This is a genomic window from Limnohabitans sp. Rim28 (assembly GCF_000293865.2).
Taxonomy (GTDB): domain Bacteria; phylum Pseudomonadota; class Gammaproteobacteria; order Burkholderiales; family Burkholderiaceae_C; genus Limnohabitans_A.
Genome location: NZ_ALKN02000004.1, coordinates 41,282 through 56,438, shown reverse-complemented (window position 1 = coordinate 56,438; position 15,157 = coordinate 41,282). Strand labels below are relative to the sequence as shown.

Annotated in this window: 13 protein-coding genes and 1 pseudogene; 12 read left to right on the top strand and 2 right to left on the bottom strand. The window is 62.9% G+C overall.

The window, feature by feature from the left end; translation table 11 throughout:
• Nucleotides 1-22 precede the first annotated feature (22 nt).
• The 3 genes from B472_RS05985 (at nucleotide 23) to iaaH (ending at nucleotide 3,791) form a co-directional block, all read left to right on the top strand.
• Complete coding sequence (locus B472_RS05985) at nucleotides 23-1,198, top strand: benzoate/H(+) symporter BenE family transporter (protein WP_019426108.1); 1,176 nt, start codon at nucleotides 23-25, stop codon at nucleotides 1,196-1,198.
• A gap of 173 nt (nucleotides 1,199-1,371) precedes the next feature.
• Complete coding sequence (locus B472_RS05980) at nucleotides 1,372-2,064, top strand: LuxR C-terminal-related transcriptional regulator (RefSeq protein ID WP_019426107.1); 693 nt, start codon at nucleotides 1,372-1,374, stop codon at nucleotides 2,062-2,064.
• Nucleotides 2,065-2,228: 164 nt separating this feature from the next.
• The gene (gene iaaH / locus B472_RS05975; RefSeq protein ID WP_019426106.1) at nucleotides 2,229-3,791 is read left to right on the top strand and encodes an indoleacetamide hydrolase; all 1,563 of its coding nucleotides are present in this window, start codon (nucleotides 2,229-2,231) and stop codon (nucleotides 3,789-3,791) included.
• A 45-nt stretch (nucleotides 3,792-3,836) separates the two neighbouring features.
• On the opposite strand, the gene B472_RS05970 is transcribed toward iaaH, so the two are convergent.
• Nucleotides 3,837-5,264: an FAD-binding oxidoreductase gene (locus B472_RS05970; protein WP_019426105.1), complete on the bottom strand. Its 1,428-nt coding sequence runs from the start codon at nucleotides 5,262-5,264 to the stop codon at nucleotides 3,837-3,839.
• Nucleotides 5,265-5,474: 210 nt separating this feature from the next.
• On the opposite strand from B472_RS05970, the gene B472_RS05965 reads away from it, so the two are divergent.
• Nucleotides 5,475-6,041, top strand: coding sequence for a cob(I)yrinic acid a,c-diamide adenosyltransferase (locus B472_RS05965; RefSeq protein WP_019426104.1), 567 nt, complete (start codon nucleotides 5,475-5,477; stop codon nucleotides 6,039-6,041).
• 61 nt (nucleotides 6,042-6,102) lie between these two features.
• Nucleotides 6,103-8,199, top strand: a complete 2,097-nt coding sequence (locus tag B472_RS05960) for an acetoacetate--CoA ligase (RefSeq protein ID WP_019426103.1) — start codon at nucleotides 6,103-6,105, stop codon at nucleotides 8,197-8,199.
• Between the two features lie 115 nt (nucleotides 8,200-8,314).
• Here the strand turns inward: B472_RS05960 and dapD are convergent, their stop codons facing one another.
• Nucleotides 8,315-9,292 (bottom strand): 2,3,4,5-tetrahydropyridine-2,6-dicarboxylate N-succinyltransferase, encoded by a 978-nt coding sequence (dapD, locus tag B472_RS05955; RefSeq protein WP_019426102.1) that lies wholly within the window; start codon nucleotides 9,290-9,292, stop codon nucleotides 8,315-8,317.
• Nucleotides 9,293-9,581: 289 nt separating this feature from the next.
• Between dapD and B472_RS05950 the strand changes: the two genes are divergently transcribed.
• From B472_RS05950 to B472_RS05925, 7 genes and pseudogenes are all read left to right on the top strand, one after another.
• Nucleotides 9,582-10,034 carry a MaoC family dehydratase N-terminal domain-containing protein gene (locus B472_RS05950; protein WP_019426101.1) on the top strand — a complete coding sequence of 151 codons (453 nt, stop codon included), beginning with the start codon at nucleotides 9,582-9,584 and terminating at the stop codon, nucleotides 10,032-10,034.
• A gap of 10 nt (nucleotides 10,035-10,044) precedes the next feature.
• Complete coding sequence (locus tag B472_RS05945) at nucleotides 10,045-10,464, top strand: MaoC family dehydratase (RefSeq protein WP_019426100.1); 420 nt, start codon at nucleotides 10,045-10,047, stop codon at nucleotides 10,462-10,464.
• A complete protein-coding gene (locus B472_RS05940) occupies nucleotides 10,461-11,270 on the top strand; it encodes an enoyl-CoA hydratase/isomerase family protein (protein ID WP_019426099.1) in 810 nt (269 codons plus the stop codon). Before B472_RS05945 ends, B472_RS05940 begins: the two co-directional genes overlap by 4 nt.
• Before the next feature lie 158 nt (nucleotides 11,271-11,428).
• On the top strand, nucleotides 11,429-12,349 hold the full coding sequence (locus tag B472_RS05935; RefSeq protein WP_019426098.1) for an SDR family NAD(P)-dependent oxidoreductase: 921 nt from the start codon (nucleotides 11,429-11,431) through the stop codon (nucleotides 12,347-12,349).
• 3 nt (nucleotides 12,350-12,352) lie between these two features.
• Nucleotides 12,353-12,682 (top strand): annotated as a pseudogene (locus tag B472_RS17320) (Zn-ribbon domain-containing OB-fold protein); the annotation flags it as partial.
• 72 nt (nucleotides 12,683-12,754) lie between these two features.
• Nucleotides 12,755-13,978 (top strand): thiolase, encoded by a 1,224-nt coding sequence (locus B472_RS05930; protein WP_026039379.1) that lies wholly within the window; start codon nucleotides 12,755-12,757, stop codon nucleotides 13,976-13,978.
• Between the two features lie 7 nt (nucleotides 13,979-13,985).
• Nucleotides 13,986-15,152: an acyl-CoA dehydrogenase family protein gene (locus B472_RS05925; protein WP_019426096.1), complete on the top strand. Its 1,167-nt coding sequence runs from the start codon at nucleotides 13,986-13,988 to the stop codon at nucleotides 15,150-15,152.
• The last annotated feature ends 5 nt before the right edge of the window (nucleotides 15,153-15,157 follow it).

Genomic DNA, 15,157 nt, shown 5'->3' with positions numbered 1-15,157 from the left:
TGTCAAAGGTGTAAGGGAACGCATGAGCTCCGTCTGGCGTGATCTGTCGTTGTCGACCGGGGTGGCCGGTTGTGTGGCGGTGCTGGTGGGCTTCACCAGTTCTGCGGCGATTGTGTTCTCGGCCGCGCAAGCCCTGGGTGCCACGCCGGCCCAAACCGTGTCCTGGATCTGGGCCTTGGGCCTGGGCATGGGCATCACCAGCTTGGGCCTGAGCCTGTGGTACCGCCTGCCGGTCCTGACGGCCTGGTCAACCCCTGGTGCGGCGGTGCTGGCGGTGACCCAGGGCGTGAGCTTGCCGGAGGCCACGGGCGCTTTCATGGTGTGCGCGCTGCTGATCATGGCGGTGGGCTACAGCGGCTGGTTTGAACGCCTGATGTCCCACATCCCCTTGGCACTGGCCAGCGCCCTGTTGGCCGGCGTGTTGGCGCGCTTTGCGCTGGACGCGGTAGGGGCCGTGGTGCAAGCGCCTGTGCTGGTGATCGCCATGACCGTGGCCTATGTGCTGGGCCGACGCGGGTGGCCGCGCTGGTCTGTGCCCGTGGTGTTGCTGGTGGGCATGGGTGTGGCCGCTTTGCAAGGCCAGTTGAACGTGTCCAGTGTGGCCTGGACCTGGGCCATGCCCGTGTGGGTGAGCCCGGCCTGGAGCTGGACGGCGATGGTCAGCGTGGCCCTGCCGTTGTTTGTGGTCACCATGGCCTCTCAGAACCTGCCGGGTGTGGCCGCGCAGCGGGCTTCGGGTTTCGACATCCCGGTGTCCCCAGTGGTTGGGGCGACCGGTTTGGCCAGTTTCTTGCTGGCCCCTTTTGGCGGCTATGCGCTCAACCTGGCGGCGATCACCGCCGCCATCTGCATGGGCAAAGAGGCCCATCCTGACCCGAGCCGCCGGTACACGGCATCGGCGGCGGCGGGTGTGCTCTACATCGCTTTGGGCTTGGCGGGTGGCACCATCGTCAGCCTGATGGCGGCGTTTCCGCAGGCGCTGGTGTTGGCGGTGGCCGGTTTGGCGTTGTTGGGCACCATGGCCGCCGGTTTGGCGGTGGCCGTCAAGGACGAGCAGCACCGCGATGCCGCCGTGCTGACCTTTCTGGTGACGCTGTCGGGTGTCACGGTGGCTGGCGTGGGCTCGGCCTTTTGGGGTGTGGTGGTGGGGGGCCTGGCGCAGTGGTTGTGGACACGGCGCCCAAGTGCGTCCAACTGATACGGCCCACCCACCCATTCAGGCGCATCGCCATCGGGACATCCTTGAAGTTCAGGATGGGGCAAACCCGGTTGGGGGGTTGTCAGGATAGATATGTAATCCATGAAGGAAAACAGGCGAGAAGGTGGGTCGTGTACCTCAGTGGAAAACAAACAACGCTGCTGAGCCACATCATGCAGACGCTGGCCGAGCCCCATGAAGAACGGGAAATCCGTGAAATCATGGGCGACTTGGTCATGCAATTGCTAGGGGCACAGTTTTATGCCAGTTACGTCTGGCAGCCAGGATCATTGAGCTTTGCACAGGCCACCCAGATCAACATGGATCCGATGAACCTTCGTGCCTATGAAAGTTATTACCAGTTCCATGACCCCATCACACCCCTGATGCAGCGCTATCAGGTGGCTGTTCGTGCAACCGATGTGATTGCCCATGAAGACCTCAAAAAAACCGAGTTCTTCAATGACTTCTTGAACAAGGATGGTCTCTATTGGGGTGTGAACCTGTACGCATGGCACCAAGGACAAAACCTGGGCGACATGCGCATCTGGCGTGACAAGCGGCGTGAAAACTTTTCCCTGGATGAGCTGCGCCTGTTGGACATGCTGCAGCCGGCTTTCGTGACGGCATTGGCCCGGGCACAAAGGCCGAGCCAGCGCAATGACGTGCTGCTCAATACCTTGTCGCAGCGCCTGACGCCCCGTGAGCAAGATACGGCACGCTTGGTGATGCTGGGCTTGACGGACAAGGAAATCGCGCGGAACTTGCAAATTTCAAGCACCACCGTACGCACACATTTGGAAAATGCTTTCCGCAAAGTGGGCGTCAGCAACCGTGCGGCACTGGTGCACAAGTTGAGAATCTGATGGCGCTTGCCTCCTGACTCTGCAGGATGGTTGAGCACAGATGGGCTGCCTAGCATGCAAAGAACGTCCATTCGGGCGTTTCAACATCCAAGGAGACCATCATGACCCCTAATGCATCACGTCGACATTTTTTCAAAAGCACGGGCGCTGTATCAGCGGCCGCCATGTTGGGTGGCGTGGGCTTGACAGCCTGTGGTGGCAGCAGTGGCGCGGCGGCAATGAGTGCAGACGAACAGCTGGCCCTCACCGCTACGCAGGCGCTGGCCGCCTACAAAGCAGGCAGCTTGACCGCCACCGCCTATGTCACCAACTTGATCAACCGCGCCAAGTCATTGTCTGAGCTCAACGCCATGATCAGCATCGACGAAGCCGGTGCCTTGGCTGCGGCCAAACAGGTCGATGCCGACCGCGCTGCAGGCAAAACACTGGGCGCGTTGGCGGGTTTGCCGATTGTGGTCAAGGACAACATCAACACCAAAGGCATGAAAACCACGGGCGGCACCTCATCGCTGCGCAACTTTCAGCCCAAAACCAACGCGCCTTCTGTACAGAAACTGCTGGATGCAGGCGCCATCATCTTGGGCAAGTCCAACCTGCATGAGTGGGCCTTTGGCATCACCTCGACCAACTTTACCTTGGGCATTGACCCCATCACCAAAGAAGCCAGTCGCCCTTGCAAAAACCCCTATGACACCACACGCATCCCAGGCGGCTCTTCGGGCGGTACGGCGGTGGCCGTGGCTGCGCGGTTTGCGCCAGTGGGCCTGGGCACGGACACAGGTGGCTCGACCCGGGTGCCCGCATCGTTTTGTGGCATTGCAGGCTTTCGCCCATCGGTGGGTGAAGGCGCGGGCAATGGCCGCCGTTACCCAGACACCGCCAACGACGCGCTACCGATCAGCACCACACGCGACACCGTCGGCCCCATGGGCCGCACCGTGGCCGATTTGGCTTTGCTCGATGCCGTCATCACGGGCGGTACTGTGCCCACAGCCAAAGCGCTCAAGGGTCTGAAGATCGGTATTCCCGCCGCCTTCTGGACGGACCTTGATGACGGCGTCAAGACAGTCGCCGATGCGGCCAAGAAAAAGCTGGCCGATGCGGGCGTGGTGTTTGTCGATGCCGACTTGACCGGCATCATGGCGCTCAATGATGCGATCTCTTTTCCGATTGCTTTGCATGAACCTGTCGCTGCGATTCCAGCGTACTTGAGCGCCAACAGTGCACCCGTCACCACCGTGGCACAAGTGCAGGCCGGATTGGCCAGCCCCGACGTGGTGGGTGCTTTTGGTGCGATTGCGGGTGATGTCTTTGCCGCCGCCTATGCCGCGGCCATGGTGCCCACAACAGGGGGCCGGGCACAACTGCAAAAACTTTACAAAGACTATTTCACGGCGCAAGGCGTAGAGTGCGTGTTGTTCCCAACGACCCTCTTGGCTGCGCCCAAGATCGATGCTGCGGCTGGCTCCAGTTCAGGGAAACTCCCCTACACCGTCGGCGGTGTGGCGAAACAAACGGCACGCGACACCTTTGGCACTTGCATTTTTCATACCGACCCTTGCACCAACGCCGGCATTCCCAGTCTGTCAATTCCCGCGGGTCTGACAGCGGGCGGTTTGCCTGTGGGCATGGAGATCGATGGCCCACTGGGCTCTGACGCCAACTTGCTGGCCATCGGCATGGCCATGGAAGCGGTGTGGGGTTCGGTCAAGGCACCGGCGCTCTGAGGCCCTGACCTGCGCCAAGGCCTGCGACCAGGCCTTGGCGCATGCTCACATCGAGAAAATCTTCCCCGGGTTCATGATGTTGTGCGGGTCCAGCGCCCGCTTGATGGTGCGCATCATGTCCACCGCGCCCTCGCCGGTTTCGGTGCGCAAGAAGTCCATCTTGTGCAGGCCAATGCCGTGCTCGCCCGTGCAAGTGCCGCCCAGACGCAGGGCGCGGCTGACCAATTGCTGGTTCAGCGCTTCGGCGGTTTCGCACTCTTGAGGGTTGTTCGGGTCGATCAGATAGCCGAAGTGGAAGTTGCCGTCGCCCACATGGCCGACCAAAAAGTAGGGCAGGCCGCTGGCATCGGTTTCGGTGATCGAGTCGAGCAGGCAGTCGGCCAGGCGGCTGATGGGCACGCAGGTGTCGGTGCTGATGGCGCGGCAGCCGGGCTTGCTCTGGATGGCCGCAAAGTAGGCGTTGTGCCGTGCGGTCCACAAGCGCGTACGCTCTTCGGGGGTGGTGGCCCATTCAAAGGCATTGCCGCCAAACTCGCTGGCGATTTCTTGGACGGTTTCGGCTTGTTCCTTTACGCCCGCGGGCGAGCCGTGGAACTCCATCAGCAGCATGGGCTCTTCGCGCAGGCCCAGTTTGGCGTAAGCATTCACCATGCGCACCGTGTTGTGGTCGATCAGCTCCACCCGGGCAATCGGCACGCCCAGTTGGATGGTCTGGATGACCGCCCGTACCGCCGCCTCGATGCTGGGGAAGGAGCAAATGGCCGCCGAGATGGCTTCGGGCAAGGGGTACAGGCGAACGGTGACTTCGGTGATCACGCCCAGCGTGCCTTCGCTGCCCACCATCAGGCGTGTCAGGTCGTAGCCGGCGCTCGACTTTTTGGCACGGGTGCCGGTGCGGATGACTTCGCCGGCTGCGGTGACCACTTCCATGGCCAGCACGTTCTCGCGCATGGTGCCGTAGCGCACAGCGTTGGTGCCGCTGGCGCGCGTGGCGCTCATGCCGCCAATGGTCGCGTCCGCGCCGGGGTCGATCGGGAAGAACAGCCCGGTCGATTTGATCTCTTCGTTGAGTTGCTTGCGCGTCACGCCCGGCTGTACCGTCACCGTCAGGTCTTCGGCGTTGATGGACAGCACTTTGTTCATGCGCGTCAGGTCGATGCTGATGCCGCCTTGCACCGCCAGCAAATGGCCTTCGAGCGAGGAGCCCACGCCAAAGGGGATGACCGGCACCTTGAATTCGGCGCAAAGTTTGACGGCGTCGGCCACGTCCTGGGTGTTTTCGGCGAACACCACGGCAGCCGGTGGCGGCACATGGGTGAAGGCCGATTCATCGCGCCCATGCTGCTCGCGGACCACCAGCGCGGTCGAGCAGTTGGTGCCAAAGCGGGCTTTGAGGGCCGTCAAAAACGCTTCGGGCACGGCGCGTTGCGCGATTTCGGGGGCCAGATGGGCGGCTGCGGTGGGGGCGTTCATGGGTCTCTCCAGTAGCATCGATGGGGCGGCAGGGCGAACCCACCAGACATGCGAAAACGCAGTTTACGCCGCAAACAGTGGCCATGCTGTCCTTTGTCAGACAAGCCAAGGGGACTTGGCCGACAATCGACCATCTCTGTAGGCGCCCACCCTGTGGGCGATTTCTGCAAATCCTGCAGCCTTGAGCGAACAAAAAGAGAGAGCAAACCCATGGGCAACCGACTCACACAAATCGCCACCCGCACCGGCGACAACGGCACCACCGGCTTGGGCAACAACCAGCGCGTGTCCAAAAACAGCCTGCGCGTGCACGCCATGGGCGAGGTGGACGAACTGAACTCGCACATCGGCCTGCTGCTGTGCGAAGACATGGCGGCCGACGTGCGCGAACTGCTGGTGGAGGTGCAACACCAGCTTTTCAACCTGGGGGGTGAGTTGTCGATTCCCGGTTTTGAGCTGCTCAAAGAAGAAGCTGTGGCCGCACTGGACGAGGCCTTGGAAAAATACAACGCGCAGTTGCCCAAGTTGGAAGAGTTCATCTTGCCCGCGGGCTCACGCGGTGCCTCGCAAGCCCATGTGTGCCGTACCGTGGCCCGCCGCGCCGAACGTGCGTGTGTGGCTTTGGGCAATGAAGAGGCCATCAATGAAACCCCGCGCCAGTACCTCAACCGTCTTTCAGACCTGATGTTTGTGCTGGCCCGCGTGCTCAACCGCATGAACGGCGGCGACGATGTGTACTGGAAGAGCCAGCGCATGGCGAAAGACCCTGTCGCCTAAGTGCGTGTTTTCAGGGTTTTTGGGGTGACAGCGCGATGTGCCCACTGCTACGCTGTTCCCTATGAATACCGACAAAACTGTTTCGGCCCCAGCGCCCCATCGGCCTCAGATCCGGCTTTACCAAAACTGGCTGCGCGATGAACGTGGCCTGAGCTTTGCCACTTACAACGACTTGTGGCGTTGGTCGGTCACCGAGCTCGACGCATTTTGGCAAAGCATCTGGGACTATTTTGATTTTCAGTCGCCAACCCCCCACACCGCGGTGCTGGCCAACAACGTCATGCCGGGGGCCAAGTGGTTCACCGGGGCCCAGACCAATTACGCGCACCAGGTGCTGCGCCATGTGCAACCCGCGCACGAGGCGGGGTTTTTGGCCGTCATCAGCCACAACGAAAAGGGCCTGCGCCGCGAGGTGACCTGGCCCGAGCTGCGCCGCCAAGTGGCCGCCATGGCCTTGCACCTGCAAGCCCAAGGCATCCAGCCGGGTGACCGGGTCGCCGCTTACATGCCCAACATCCCTGAGGCCATGGTGGCGTTTTTGGCCACCGCCAGCATTGGTGGCGTGTGGAGCATTTGTGCGCCGGACATGGGCACCAACGCGGTGCTGGACCGGTTCAAACAGATCGAGCCCAAAGTGCTCGTGGCCGTGGATGGCGTGAGCTATGGCGGGCGCGACTTTGACCGCATGCTTGTGGTGCAAGAGTTGCAAAACGCTTTGCCCAGCGTGCAGCATGTGGTCATCCACGAAAACTTGGGCACGCTGGATTTGGCCAATTGCGATGTGGGGGCCAGCGTGCAGATGTCGGCCATCACCGCGCGAGACGACGCCCAGGTGCACGCCTTCGAGCCCATGTGGCTGCCCTTTGACCACCCGCTGTGGATTGTGTATTCGAGTGGCACCACGGGCCTGCCCAAACCCATCGTGCACGGCCATGGCGGCACCGTGATCGTGGCGCTGGCCAACAAGATCCTGCACAACGACATTGGCTGCAGTTACCAGTCCAACAGCTGGGGCGAGCGTTTCCATTGGTACAGCTCGACCGGTTGGGTCATGTGGAACGCGCAAGTGGCTGGTTTGCTGAACGGCGTGACTTGCGTGATTTATGACGGAAACCCCGGCGGCAGCAAAGACAAACCGGACTGGGGCATTTTGTGGCGCATGGCGGCTGAAGAAAAAGTCACCTTTTTTGGTGCTGGCGCGGCTTTCTTTGCCAACTGCCAAAAGGCGGGCGTGGACATTGCCCGCTGTGGTGATTTGTCGCGGGTGCGCGCCTTGGGCACCACAGGCTCACCCTTGTCGCCCGAAACCCAAAGCTGGGGTGTCGATCAATTCAAGGCCATCGGCACCGATATTTGGTGGTGCAACATTTCAGGCGGCACCGACTTTGCGGGTGCTTTTGTCGGCGGTCATCGAGAACTCCCCCAAGAGCCCGGCGTCATGCAGTGCCGCGAATTGGGGTGTGCGGTCGAAGCCTGGAACGAAGCCGGTGAACCGGTGATCGGCGAAGTGGGCGAGCTGGTCTGCACCCAGCCCATCCCGTCCATGCCACTGTACTTCTGGAACGACAAGGGCAACGCCCGTTATCTGGCCAGTTATTTTGAGATGTACCCCGCAGGCCACGGCCGCATGCCCGGTGGCGGCGACGGGCCGGCCAGCATGGGCGGTGTCTGGCGGCATGGCGACTGGCTGCGCATTGGCAACGCGCAAGGCGAGGGTGAAGGCTGCGTGATCTTTGGCCGCAGCGACGCCACCATCAACCGCTATGGCCTGCGCATGGGCACCAGCGAGCTGTACAGCGCGGTCGAGGCCCTGCCCGAAGTCATGGACTCGATGGTGGTGGACCTGGAATACCTGGGCAAGGAAAGCTACATGCCCCTGTTTGTGGTGCTGCGGCCCGGCACAACACTGGACGACGCGGTCAAGGCCAAGCTGAACAACGCCATCAAGGTGGCGCTCAGCCCGCGCTTCATCCCGAACGACATTTTTCAGGTCGCCGAGATTCCGCGCACCCTGTCTGGTAAGAAGCAGGAGCTGCCGATCAAGAAACTCATGCTGGGCCAGCCGCTGGAAAAAGTGGTCAACAAAGACGCCATGGCCAACCCGGGGTGCCTGGATTGGTACGTGGCCTTGGCCAAAGCGCACCTGGCCAAAACCTGAGTCGGGCGGTGGTCTTTTTGTAGGAGCCCAGCCTGAGGGCGTAGGGGATTGCCTTGAAAGCAAAACGGCGTGCCGCTCTCGCGTACACGCCGTGTGGTTGGGCGCAGAACCCCCATCAGTTTTTGTGCAACTCCGCGTTCAATTCGCCCCAGCTCTTGTTGCGCGGGATGGCGTGCAAAGCGCCCGACTGTGAATCGCGGCGGAACAAAATGCCGTTTTTGCCGGACAGTTCTTTGGCTTTCATGACCGAACCGTCGGGCATTTGCACGCGGCTGCCGCCCGTGATGTAGCAACCGGCTTCGACGATGCAGTCGTCGCCCAGCGAGATGCCGATGCCGGCGTTGGCGCCCAGCAGGCAACGCTTGCCGACCTTGATGACCTCTTTGCCGCCGCCCGACAGCGTGCCCATGATGGAGGCGCCGCCGCCGATGTCGCTGGCGTCATCCACCACCACGCCGGCGCTGATGCGGCCTTCGACCATGCTGGCGCCCAAGGTGCCCGCGTTGAAGTTGCAAAAGCCTTCGTGCATGACGGTGGTGCCGCTGGCCAGGTGCGCGCCCAGGCGCACGCGGTCGGCGTTGGCGATGCGCACGCCAGACGGGATCACGTAGTCGGTCATCTGCGGGAACTTGTCCAGGCCCTTGATCTCCAGCACGCGGCCGGTGCCACGGGCTTTCAACCGAGCAGCAGGCACATCGGCCAGGGCACACGGACCAAAGTTGGTCCAGGCCACGTTGGGCAGCAGGCCAAAAATGCCGGTCACGTTGGCGCCGTGCGGCAACACCAGGCGGTGGCTCAGCAAGTGCAGGCGCAGGTAGGCGTCGTGCGTGTCGGCGGGCGCGTCGGCCAAGCTTTTGATTTCGGTGCGCACGGCGACCACGGTGGCATTGCGCACGGCGCACGGGGCCAAGGCCTGGGCCACGTCAGCGCCCAGCGCCGCCACGGCTTCGGCCTGGGTCAGGCGGGTGCTGCCGCTGGCGGCCACATCGGCCGCCAGTTCGGGGGCGGGGAACCAGGTGTCCAGCACGGTGCCGTCAGCGGCGATGGTGGCCAGGCCCGTAGCGCGTGCGCCGGTGGTTTGGAATGTGCTCATGGTGTTCTTTGCTGCAAATGCTTAAAACCCTCGATTATCGGGGAGGTCAATTGTTCTGGCCAAGAGGGGGTGTTTTGCTCGGCTTGTTGGCGAGGCCCCAAACCTTGGTGACAGTTGCAGCCACCCAGCCAAGAGAGGGTGGCTTAGGATGACATGAGAGGAACCGATGTCAGAGCCTGATCGATGGTGCTGGGTTGTTCAGATCAGCACACATCCGAGGGGTGCTTCGGAACCATAAGAGCTGGGCCATCGGCCCGGCTTCACCTGACAGCCATTTCGGAGGTGAATCATGATCGACCGCCAATACATTGGCCACAGCATGCCCGCTTTTGAGGTGTTGGTGGAAAAAGGCCGTTTGCGGTTTTTCGCCAAGGCCACGGGTCAGACCGACCCCATTTATACCGACGAAGCCGCAGCCCAAGCGGCGGGGCACCCAGCCTTGCCCGTACCGCCCACGTTTTTGTTTTGTCTAGAGTTGGAGTCGCCCGACCCGGCTGCGATCCGCAACCTGCTCGGCATGGACTACCGCAAGCTGCTGCACGGCGAGCAGGGCTTCACCTTCCACCGCATGGCTTATGCGGGCGATGTGCTGCGCTTTGAGCAGCGCATTGAAGACATCTACGACAAGAAGGGCGGCGCACTCGAATTCGTCGTCCGCAAAACCCATGTCAGCAACCAGCGTGGCGAGCATGTCGCCGATCTGCGTGCTGTGACGGTTTTGCGCCACGGCCCCAGCGCATAAGGAACACCCCATGACACTCCTCTCCTTGGATGCCCTGCAAGTGGGCGATGCCATTCCCGCGCTGGAGTTGCCGCCCGTTTCGCGCCTCACGCTGGCGCTGTACTGCGGCGCTTCGGGCGACCACAACCCGATCCACGTCGACACCGACTTTGCTGCCATCGCGGGCTTGCCCGATGTGATTGCGCACGGCATGTTGTCCATGGGCTGGCTCGCCCGCTTGCTCACCAACTGGGTGCCGCAAACGGCGATTCGGGACTACAGCGTGCGCTTTGCCGCCATGACCCAGGTGCACGAAAAGATCACCTGCACAGGCCAAGTGACCGAAAAGTTTGAAGTGGGTGGCGAGCGCCGCGTGCGCTTGTCGCTGACCACCACCAACGCCGAAGGCCAGATCAAATTGTCCGGAGAAGCCGTGATTGCGCTGACATGACCATGACCCACACATCCTTGCTCCAATTTGAGGTGACCGAACAGGTTGCTACCCTGACCTTCAACAGCCCGACCAAGCGCAATGCGCTCGAGCCCGCCATGCGCGAAGAACTGGCGGCTGCCTTGCAACACATCCAGCAAGACCGCAGCATCCGTGCCGTGATCCTGACGGGCGCGGGCGGGCACTTCTGTTCGGGCGGTGACCTGAAAAACATTGCGGCCGCCAATCTCGACAACGGCGGCTGGCTCCAGCGCATGCAGACCCTGCATGCGTGGTTGCAGGTCTTGCTCACGCTCGACCGCCCGGTCATTGCTGCGGTCGATGGCGCGGCCGCGGGTGCGGGCTTCAGCCTGGCTTTGTCGGCCGACTTTGTGCTGGCCACACCACGCGCCTGGTTCAACATGTCTTTCCTCAAGGTGGGGCTGGTGCCCGATGTGGGCGCGCTCTACACCTTGCCGCGCGTGGTGGGCGTGCAGCGTGCCAAAGAAATCATGCTCTCGGCCCGCGACATCGACGCGCAAGAGGCCTTGCGGCTGGGCATCGTGATGGAGCTGCACGAGCCGGACCAGCTGTTGCCTCGGGCGCAGGCCATGGCCCGCAGTTTTGTGGGCGCGTCGCCTGCGGCTGTGGCGCTCATCAAGCGCAGTCTGAACAGCGCTTTGGGCGGTGGCTTGCAGGACATGCTGAGCGCCGAAGCGCAAGCCCAGTCTTTGGCCGCAGGCACCGCCGAGCACCGCGAAGCCGTCAACCGCTTTTTGACCAAGCAGCCGCCCTTGTTTGCTTGGCCGGCTCTGGAGAAAAGCTGAACCCGGGCCCAAGGGCTTACCCTGAGTTCGGCATTGCGAAAGACCCGCTTCCGCATTGGCAGATTGTTTGAAATCCTTGAACACATCAAGATGCATCAACCCCCATGGGGTGCGCAGACCCTGAAAGGCCCGCACCCCGGCACCCGCAGGAGAACAACATGAGCAAGGCAGGACTGGTTCAGGACAAAGTCGTGGTGGTCACCGGCGCAGGCGGCGGCATTGGCCGCGACATTGCGCTGGCCATGGCCCGCGAAGGCGCCCGGGTGGTGGTCAACGACATTGGCGCGTCCGTCTCGGGCGAAGGCCAAGACGCCGGCCCCGCCCAACAGGTGGTCAATGAAATCCAGGCCCTGGGCGGTCAGGCTGCGGCCAACACCGACAGCGTGTCTGACGCCGCAGGTGCGGCCCGCATCATCCAAACGGCCATCGACAGCTTTGGCCGCATCGACGTGGTGGTCAACAACGCAGGCATCTTGCGCGACCGCTTCTTCCACAAGATGAGCATGGACGAATGGGACGCCGTGCTCAAAGTGCATTTGTACGGCGCTTTCTACGTCAGCCGCGCTGCAGCCCCGCACTTCAAGGAACAAGAAAGTGGCAACTACATCCACATGACCTCCACCTCGGGGCTGGTGGGCAACTTTGGTCAGGCCAATTATTCGGCGGCCAAGCTGGGCGTGACCGCGCTGTCCAAATCGATCGCGCTCGACATGCAAAAGTTCAATGTGCGCTCCAACTGCATTTCGCCTTTTGCATGGAGCCGCATGATCGGCTCGATCCCGACCGAGACGCCCGAAGAGCAAGCCCGCGTCGAGCGCATCAAGCAGATGACCCCCGCCAAGATCGCGCCCATGGCCGTGGCCCTGGCCAGTGACGACTCGGCCCATGTGAACGGCCAGGTTTTTGCCGTGCGCAACAACGAGATCTTTTTGATGAGCCAGCCGCGCCCCATCCGCTCGGTGCACCGCAGCGAAGGTTGGACGCCGCAATCGGTGCTGGACCAAGCCATGCCCGCCCTCAAATCCAGCTTTTTTGACCTGGAGCGTTCGGGCGATGTCTTCAGCTGGGACCCCATTTAAATCATGACCATGTCAACGATGCAACAAGACACCGGTGTGCTGGCACAGCACCAGGCCGCGCTCGATGCCGGCCGTTTCACCATCCAGCACTGCCAGGGCTGTGGCCAACATGTTTATTTCCCGCGCGAGGTCTGCCCGCACTGCGGCAGCGAGGCGCTCGCCCTGGTGGATCCGAGCGGTCTGGGCACGGTGTATTCGGTCACGACGGTCCGCCGCAAGCCCGACGCAGGCGGTGACTACAACGTCTGCCTGATCGACTTGGACGAAGGCGTGCGCCTGATGGCCCGCGTGGACATGGAACCTGTTGACGCCGTGCAGGTGGGCCAGCGGGTGCAGGCCCGCGTGGTGGTCGACAAGGGCCAAGGCCTGGTGGTGTTTGACCCGGCCAGCACAGAGGCCACGTCGGTGAAGCCCGTGCCCCGTGGCCCGGCGGCATCGGCTGCGGTGCACACCTCATCGGGCCTCAAGGCTTTGCGCGGCAGCGCCGCCATTGCCGGGGTGGCCACCTTTGGCTGTGGCGAGGCCACGGGCTTCACCGAGATGGAGGTGTTGGCCCGCGCTGCGCGTGCGGCCGTGGCCGATGCCGGTTTGAAGATGAGCGACATCGACGGCCTGTGCACCGCCAGCGTCTTGTCCACCATGTGGCCCATGCCCGTCACGGAATATCTGGGCATCAACCCGCGTTACATCAACGGCACCATGCTGGGCGGCTCCAGCTTTGTGGCGCACCTGCTGCCGGCCATGATGGCTTTGCAGTCCGGCCAGTGCAATGCGGTGCTGGTCTGCTACGGCAGCACGCAGCGCACGTCCACTTTTGGCCGTGCCGAGATCGCGCAAGCGCGCCGCGTGATGGACCCGCAGCCTTACGAAACCCCTTACGCCCCGATGCAACCGCTGAGCGCCTATGCGCTGGCCACGCGCCGGCACATGCACCAATACGGCACCACACGCCGCCAGCTGGCCGAGGTGGCGGTGGCTGCGCGCGCCTGGGCGCAGCGCAACCCTGAAGCCTTCATGCGCGATCCGCTGTCCATCGACGATGTGCTCCAAGCCCGCATGGTGTCTGACCCCTTGTCGGTGCGCGACTGCTGCTTGGTCACGGACGGCGGCGGTGCCTTTGTGCTGGTGCGCGCCGAGCGTGCGCGCGATTTGCCCCAAAAGCCGGTCTACGTGCTGGGCAACGCCACCGCCAACTGGAACCGCCAGATCTCGTCCATGCACGACCTGACCGTGACGGCGGCCAACCAGTCGGGGCGCGAAGCCTTTGCCATGGCCGGCCTCACGCCCGCCGACATGAATGTGGTGCAGCTGTACGACGCCTTCACCATCAACACCTTGCTGTTTCTGGAAGACCTGGGCTTTTGCAAAAAAGGCGAAGCGGGTGCCTTTGTGGAGGGCGGCGGCATCGCGCCCGGTGGCCGTTTGCCGGTCAACACCAACGGCGGCGGCCTGTCGTGCACGCACCCTGGCATGTACGGCATCTTCACCGTGATCGAAGCCGTGCGCCAGTTGCGCGGCGAAGGCGGCGAGCGCCAAGTGCAAGGTGCGCAGACCGCGCTGGCCCACGGCAACGGCGGCACGCTGTCGAGCCAGACCACCGCCATCCTCGGCACGTTTGAAACCTTGTGAGCAAGCCATGATCCGAGACCCCGACACCTTTGAAGCCCTGCTCGACTCGGTGCGCCGTTTCGTGCGCGAGCGTCTGGTGCCTGCCGAAAACGAAGTGGCGCAAACCGACGAGATCCCCGAAGCCATCGTGCAAGAGATGCGCGAGATGGGCCTGTTTGGCCTGACCATCCCCGAGGCCTATGGGGGCCTGGAACTGACGATGGAAGAAGAGTCGCGGCTCTTGTTCGAGCTGTGCAAGACCTCGCCCGCCTTCCGTTCGGTGATCGGCACCACGGTGGGCATCGGCTCGCAAGGCATCCTGATGGACGGCACCGAAGAACAAAAAGCCCATTACCTGCCCAGGCTGGCCACCGGCGAGTTGTCCGCCTCGTTTGCGCTGACCGAACCTGAAGCGGGCTCGGACGCGGCTTCGCTGCGCACCACCGCCATCCGAGGCACGGACAGTGCGGGCGAGCACTACATCGTCAACGGCACCAAGCGCTACATCACCAACGCGCCGCACTCCAAAATTTTCACGCTCATGGCGCGCACCAACCCGGCCGACAAGGGCGCAGGCGGCGTGTCGGCCTTCATCGTGGACGCCCAGTCGCCTGGCATCAGCTTGGGCAAAAATGACCAGAAGATGGGCCAAAAGGGCGCCCACACCTGCGACGTGATGTTTGACAACGTGCGCGTGCCCGCCGCCAACCTGATCGGTGGCCAAGAAGGTCGGGGTTTCAAGACCGCGATGAAAGTGCTCGAAAAAGGCCGCATCCACCTGGCGGCCGTGTGCGTGGGCGTGGCCCAGCGCATCCTGGATGACGCCTTGCGCTACGCCATCGAGCGCAAGCAGTTTGGCCAGTCGATCGCCGAATTCCAGCTGGTGCAGGCCATGCTGGCCGACAGCAAGGCCGAGCTGTATGCGGCCGAGTGCATGGTGATCGACGCCGCGCGCAAGCGCGACGAGGGCCGCAACGTCTCGACCGAGGCTTCGTGCTGCAAGATGTTTGCGTCCGAGATGTGCGGCCGGGTGGCCGACCGCGCGGTGCAGATCCTGGGTGGCGCGGGCTACCTGTCCGAGTACGGCATCGAGCGCTTTTACCGCGACGTGCGTTTGTTCCGTCTGTATGAGGGGACAACCCAGATCCAGCAAATCATCATCGGTCGCAACATGGTGCGCGAAGCGCACGCTTGAGGCCA